General features: G+C 55.9%; 5 protein-coding genes and 2 pseudogenes. 6 read left to right on the forward strand and 1 reads right to left on the reverse strand.

The annotated features are described in order from the left end of the window. Window positions 1-52: 52 nt before the first annotated feature. The 6 genes and pseudogenes from VBE63_RS24815 (at window position 53) to VBE63_RS24835 (ending at window position 3,826) form a co-directional block, all read left to right on the forward strand. Window positions 53-1,606, forward strand: coding sequence for a hypothetical protein (locus tag VBE63_RS24815; RefSeq protein ID WP_323685689.1), 1,554 nt, complete (start codon window positions 53-55; stop codon window positions 1,604-1,606). Between the two features lie 47 nt (window positions 1,607-1,653). Beyond that, window positions 1,654-2,202: pseudogene (gene istA, locus VBE63_RS31610) on the forward strand (IS21 family transposase); the annotation flags it as partial. Window positions 2,203-2,205: 3 nt separating this feature from the next. Further along, window positions 2,206-2,817, forward strand: a complete 612-nt coding sequence (locus VBE63_RS31615) for a Mu transposase domain-containing protein (RefSeq protein ID WP_416274668.1) — start codon at window positions 2,206-2,208, stop codon at window positions 2,815-2,817. Window positions 2,818-2,819: 2 nt separating this feature from the next. Further along, window positions 2,820-3,176 (forward strand): annotated as a pseudogene (locus VBE63_RS24825) (ATP-binding protein); the annotation flags it as partial. Continuing rightward, window positions 3,145-3,645, forward strand: coding sequence for an ATP-binding protein (locus VBE63_RS24830; protein ID WP_323685690.1), 501 nt, complete (start codon window positions 3,145-3,147; stop codon window positions 3,643-3,645). The pseudogene VBE63_RS24825 and the gene VBE63_RS24830, both read left to right, overlap by 32 nt. Then, complete coding sequence (locus VBE63_RS24835; RefSeq protein WP_323685691.1) at window positions 3,617-3,826, forward strand: hypothetical protein; 210 nt, start codon at window positions 3,617-3,619, stop codon at window positions 3,824-3,826. The genes VBE63_RS24830 and VBE63_RS24835 overlap by 29 nt, the downstream gene beginning before the upstream one ends. 257 nt (window positions 3,827-4,083) lie before the next feature. On the opposite strand, the gene VBE63_RS24840 is transcribed toward VBE63_RS24835, so the two are convergent. Next, window positions 4,084-4,590: a nitric oxide reductase activation protein NorD gene (locus tag VBE63_RS24840; RefSeq protein WP_323685692.1), complete on the reverse strand. Its 507-nt coding sequence runs from the start codon at window positions 4,588-4,590 to the stop codon at window positions 4,084-4,086. Between the last annotated feature and the right edge of the window lie 258 nt (window positions 4,591-4,848).

A 4,848-nucleotide genomic window follows, 5' to 3' on the forward strand; every position in this document is an offset into this window, starting at 1 on the left:
AATAGGATAACATTTTTGTTCCCTAACTTAATCACTCCTAGGAGCCGGTCACATGGAATACAAAAGCCCTTTACATAAACTTGTTAATTTTTTCAAGGAAAGCCGCGATAAGTGGAAAGAAAAATATCAGGAAGCACGGAGAGAAATTAAATCATTAAAAAACAAACAGTACTATCGGGAGAAAAAATACCGGCAACAAGAAGAACGCATGCGAGATTTAGAAAAAGAAAATAAAGAACTAAAAGAATCGTTAGCACAAAAAGATCGGGAGAAACAAGAAACACAAGAAACTCAAGAGCAACAAGTTGGACTCACCGAATCTTTTCACCAAACAGCGCCTAATCATCATTACTCGATTGGCCTGATTCAATTGTTTTTGCTGCTCGTTTTCGAGAGTTCCTTACATTTGCGCGCTTCCGCGCGCAGTTTGCCGATGATTCTGAACCAGATTTTTCCTGGAATCGATGCTGCTGTCCACTGGACGAGTGTGCGCTCTTGGGCAATGCGCGTTGGTTATTATGAATTAACGCGTCCAAAAGAAAAAGCCGATGACGATTGGGTGTTGATTTTCGATCATAATATTCAATTAGGCAGCGAAAAATGTTTTGTGATTGTTGGATTTCGGTTAAGCACTTATGAGAAAGATCGCGGTGCCTTGCAACATCGCGATTTAAGTTTGATCGACTTGGAAATCGTCGATCATTCGGATGGTTCGGTCGTTTACGAGCAGATTCAGCGTGCCGTCGAAAAGACGGGGATGCCGAGGGCACTGATCCATGATCATGGAAGCGATCTCCATGCCGGTGTCAAAAAATTTCAAGAATGTCACCCGGAAGTGGCAAGTTTTTATGACATTAAGCACAAAACCGCTTCTGAAATCAAAAAGATACTGAAAAAAGATCCGGATTGGGAAGGTTTCTTAAAAATAGCGCAATCCATCAAAAGCAAATTGCAACAAACGAACCAAGCGCATTTGTCTCCACCCAAATTACGTCAAAAATCTCGGTATATGAATTTAAATACTCGTGTGAGCTGGGCAAAACAAATGCTTGATTTATTGGATCGGGCAGACGCATCGGAAAAAGAAGCGCTTGAGCGATCAATTGGGGAATTAACCGCTTACCAAGAACCGATTGCTCGTTGGTCGGAAACGCTCAAGATCACCGATACTGTCGAACGGTTTTCGCGTCAAAATTGGTTGAGTCGAGAGAGCGCTTCGCAGTTGGCGAAAAAATTAAATGAGTTAGGCGAGATCCAATATGAGGAAAATAAAAAATTAAAGGATCATCTTGTCGATTTTATCGAAGTACAAGCCCGCCAATGTCGGGAAAACGAATATTTGCCAAACAGTAGCGAAGTACTCGAATCACTCTTCGGGAAGCAAAAATACTTGGCTGATACGCATGCCAATCAAGGATTCGGCGGATTGGTCTTAACATTTGGCGCAATGGTGAGCGATCTCACTACCGATTTTATAAAAAAAGCATTAGAGTCGGTGCCTGTGAAAGCGGTTATAGAATTTAAAGATAGGTTCCCGAATCCTAGCCTACAGGCAAAAAAGAAAGCACTGACAGTTGATTTAAAGAAGGAACAAAAACTGACTTAAAAAATTGACCCACTTTTTTAGGATTTTCATCACCCCAGCCCGAGGCCTATCTGCGCCTGAAGACCCTGCCCGGTGAGCAGGCGCAGGTCGACTGGGGCCACTTCGGCAAACTCACCATTGGGCGGGCCACGCGCACCCTGATGGCCTTTGTGATGGTGCTGAGTTTCTCCCGGGCGGTGTTTCTGCGCTTCTTTCTCGATGCCCAGATGGCCAATTTCCTGCGCGGGCATGTCGGTGCCTTCAATGCCTGGAGTGGTGTGCCACGGGTGTTGCTCTATGACAACCTCAAAAGCGCGGTGCTCGAGCGCCAGGGGGAGGCGATTCGCTTTCATCCGACGCTGTTGGAACTGGCCGGTCACTACCGCTTTGAGCCGCGCCCGGTGGCGGTGGCGCGCGGCAATGAGAAAGGTCGCGTGGAGCGCGCCATTCGTTATATCCGCGACAGTTTCTTTGCCGCGCGCACCTTTACGGATCTGCCCGATTTGAATGCCCAGGCCGAGGCCTGGTGTCAGGGCCAAGCCGCTGATCGCCCTTGTCCGGAGGATCGCACCCGCTCGGTGCGGGCGGTCTTTGCACAAGAACGCCCGCTGTTGCTGCCCTTGCCAGCGCCACCCTTTCCCACCGATGAACAGGTGGCGGTGGGCAAGACCCCCTATGTGCGCTTTGACCGCAACGACTCTTCGGTACCTCACACCCAGGTGCGTCGCACCCTCACGGTGGTGGCGTCGCTGGAGCAGGTGCGGGTGGTCGATGGCGCGACGGTGCTGGCCACCCATGCGCGCTCTTTCGATGCCGGGGTGCAGGTGGAGGACCCGGCCCATATCGCGGAGCTGGTGGCACGCAAGCACGCCGCGCGTCAGCACCGGGGGCAGGATCGCTTGATCCAGGCGGTGCCGATCGCTCAGACCTTGCTGACCAAGGCGGCCGAGCGCGGGGAGCCGCTGGGGAGCCTGACGGCGGCGTTGCTGCGCCTGCTCGAGGCCCATGGGGCGACAGAGTTGACGGCGGGGATTGAGGAGGCGCTGGCGCGCGGGGTGGCGCAGACCAATGCGGTGCGCCAGGCGCTGGAGCGACGGCGCGAGGCGCGCGGACAGCCGCCGCCGATTCCGGTCACGCTGCCGGCGGATGCGCGGGTGCGTGAGGTGGTGGTGCGCACGGCGGCCTTGGGGGATTACGACCAGTTGCATGATGCGCCGTCGCAGGAGGCTTGAGCATGACGGAGCATGATCTGGATGCATTGCAACAACGCGCTCAGGCGCTGAAGCTCTATGGGGTGCTGGCGCAGTGGGCGGAGGTGGCGCAGGCGCCTTGGCTACCGGCGTTGTTGCAATGGGAGGAAGAGGCACGGGCGCAACGCTCGTTGGAACGGCGGTTGAAACAGGCGCATCTGGGCCGCTTTACGCCGTTGGCGGATTTCGATTGGAATTGGCCGAAGCGCTGTGATCGCGCGGCGATCGAGGCGTTGATGGGGCTTGGGTTTGTCGCCGAGGCGCTGAATGTGGTGCTGATCGGGCCCAACGGGGTGGGCAAGACGACGATTGCGCGCAATTTGGCGCAACAGGCGGTGCTCACCGGGCGCACGGTGCTTGTGCACGTCGGCGGCGGCGATGCTCAATGCGCTGCTGGAAGCCGATGGGGAGCGGGCGCTGCGCGCGCGCCTGAATGCCTATGCTCGGGTGCAGCTGTTGGTGATCGATGAGATCGTGACTCTGTCGTATTCCAACCGCCATGCGGATTTGCTCTTTGAGGTGGTCTCGCGCCGCTATGAGCGGTCTTCGACGCTGGTGACGACCAATCGCCCTTTTGCCGAGTGGGGAGAGGTGTTTCCCAATGCCGCTTGTGTGGTTTCGCTGATTGATCGCTTGGTCCATCACGCGGAGATTGTTCATATCGATGGGGAGTCCTATCGGCTCAAGGAGGCGAAGGAGGATGCGGCACGACGCCGCCAGCAGCGCGCGGCTTGCACGACGCCAGCGGCGCAGTCTTTCTCACCACCGCCAGGAGAGGAGCATGTATCCACCCCCGATGATTCCCTATGACTGGCCCCCGCAGCAGGCACTGGCGGTCGTTGAGTGGCTGGAGATGCTTTGCGAGGGGATCTATGAGGTTCATGGCCTAGCGATCGCCGAGGCGCGTGAGCAGCGTTATCAGGAGCAATGCGCTGATGCGCGTCAGCGACCGTTGCCGTTGTTTCCTTCCTATAACGATGATCCGTTCTGAGTGATCTTGACAGGCTACCGCCCGCTGCCAGCGGGTCGGTGGCTTGGGCTTCGGTTCCAGCGGCGGCGGTTTCCTGCGGGGCTGGACTTCACCGTTTATGCGCAGGTTTGGTCAGCCGCTAACAATCAGGGAAAACAGCGACAGTGCGAGGCTTGGCACTATCAAGCATCGCGCCAGTCATCGGCGCAAAAAAGCGCCAAGTTCGATGTGATGACACCGCAGAGACCAATCTTTCGATTTTGGAACACTCAAGCGCGTCACCGCGTCAACGCCACAAATAACTGCGTCAAGCGCTCCGGCAACCGCTCCACCCGATCAATCACACTGTAATGCTGCCCAAAAATCGTGCCGACATAGTCATCGGCATGCGGGTCGAAGTTGATGCAGTAGCTGTAAATCCCCGCTCCACTCAGTTCCTGCAATGCCTTGCGCGCATCCTCAATCAAGCGCTGCGGATCGGTCTCGTCAATATCCGCTGGTTCACCATCGCTTAAGATCAACAGCAGTTTCTTATCCGCCGCGCGTCGTGCCAGACTGTGCCCGGCATGGCGCAGCGCGGCACCCATGCGGGTCGACCAGCCGGCCTGCAGCGCCGCCAGGCGCGCCTTGACCGGTGCGCCCCAGGGTTCGCTGAAGCCTTTGATGTGCAAATAGCGCACTTCGTGGCGGGTGTTGGAGGAGAAGCCGCCAATGGCGAATGCATCGCCCAGGGCTTCAATCGCCCAGCCGAGCAGGGCGACGGCGACCTGGCTGAGTTCGAGAATGCTTTGCGAACAGCCTTAGGGGGGGTTGTTTGATGGGGCGGTAGTGGCGGCTCTGATAATCCTATTCGGTATAGTGGCGCGGCGGCAGGCGACCGGGTTCTTCGACAGCGCGGCGTGGGGGTTCATCGAAGGATAGTTGCACTTCCTGGTGCAGTCGTGATCTTGTGTCGCGGTGATCGCCCGCCGGATTTCAAAGCTCATGCCGGATGGCTTTCTCGACCAACGCATTCAGACTCATACCTGCCGCGCTGGCGGCGG

Source organism: Lamprobacter sp. (assembly GCF_034860625.1).
GTDB lineage: Bacteria > Pseudomonadota > Gammaproteobacteria > Chromatiales > Chromatiaceae > Lamprobacter.

What these genes read in the sequence shown, in the direction of transcription:
- VBE63_RS24835 (WP_323685691.1), top strand. Translation starts at nt 3,617, where the DNA reads ATGTATCCACCCCCGATGATTCCCTATGACTGGCCCCCGCAGCAGGCA.
- VBE63_RS24815 (WP_323685689.1), top strand. Translation starts at nt 53, where the DNA reads ATGGAATACAAAAGCCCTTTACATAAACTTGTTAATTTTTTCAAGGAA.